The sequence below is a fragment of the Rhodoferax sp. TH121 genome (genome assembly GCF_002251855.1).
GTDB lineage: Bacteria > Pseudomonadota > Gammaproteobacteria > Burkholderiales > Burkholderiaceae_C > Allorhodoferax.
Window position 1 is genome coordinate 1 of sequence record NZ_NOXW01000005.1, and the last position, 1,362, is coordinate 1,362.

General features: G+C 59.0%; 1 pseudogene. It reads left to right on the forward strand.

The features are described from left to right. Positions 1–1,362: pseudogene (locus CHU94_RS19145) on the forward strand (hypothetical protein); the annotation flags it as partial.

The window sequence follows — 1,362 nt, forward strand, 5'->3', positions numbered from 1 at the left end:
GCCCAAGGCCTGCTGAGCAAAGAAGTCCAGGAGCCCAACACTCCGAACAGCTGCCTGCAAACCAGCTACACCTACGACAGCTTTGGTAACAGGACTGGCAGCAGCGCTACAGTCTGCAGCGGAGCCACAGGCAACACTATCCTGAGTGCAGGTACTGCACGCACCAACAGCGTGGGCTACGGTACAGACGGGCGATTCCCCATCTCAGCGACAAACGCGCTCTTGCAATCCGAGAGCAGAGTCTTTGACACGCGGTTCGGAGGTCTTACCACCCTGACCGGTCCCAACAGCCTCCCCACCAACTGGATCTACGACAGCTGGGGACGCAAGACCCGTGAAACCCGGGCAGATGAAACCTACACCACCTGGAGCTACAAGCTGTGCTCCGAGGCTGGTGCCAATTGCCCAAGCAGCGTAGGTCCGGCGACGGTGGCCTGGGTGGCCATTGAGCAGTCCTATGCCAAGAATGCAGCCATCAGTGCACCTGAGAAGCGCACCTTCTACGACACCCTGAACCGACAAGTTCGCAGCCAAACCCAAGGCTTCGATGGTGGAGGTGCAGGAGCAACGCTGTATCAAGATACCGAATACAACGCCCAAGGACAGGTAGCACGGCAGTCACGCATCTATGCGAGCACTGATAGTCCCATGTGGACCAGCTTCGAGTACGACGCTGTCGGGCGTGTGATCAGCGAGAGCCATCCTGATGCAGGTGGGGTTGCACAAACTACGTACGCCCACAGCGCGCTGACGACGACGCGAACGCGAACGGTCGCGGCCTTGAGCACGGACATCCAAGGCGGGCAGTGGGCGGCGCCCACCATCACGGCGTCTCAAGGCCCCTCGCCCTGGGTGGCGACCTTGCCGGGCACTCTGAGCTGGAGCAGCACCAATGCATCGGTGGTGTCATACAAGTGCACTTCTTCAGGAGTAGGGTTCACCGCCAATCAGAGTGTTGCACCCAGCGGCACATTGGCCAGCGTGACTGCGGCCGTTGATTGGGTTGCAAATCCATCCACCTGTGTCTTTACTGCAGCGGGACCGGGAGGCACGGCAACTTACAGCCTCGCTGTCAACACCAATCCCCCACCAAGAAGAACCCTGACGGTGAACGTGGGTTCCCAGAGCAACTACCTGGCCAGTCTGGACAAGGTGGCCAATGTTATGGGCAACATCAACGGAAGCCCGGTTGGTTATCTGGCGGGACTCACGGATGTGGTCTTTGTGATCACGGGGAACCTGAACGCGACAGCAGTGAATCAATACGCCTTGACGGTAGATGCATCTTGGAATGTCAACGACACGGTCAAGATCGTTGTGAACTCCGGGGTCTATGTCGTGGGCAAGGGAGGAACTGGAGGA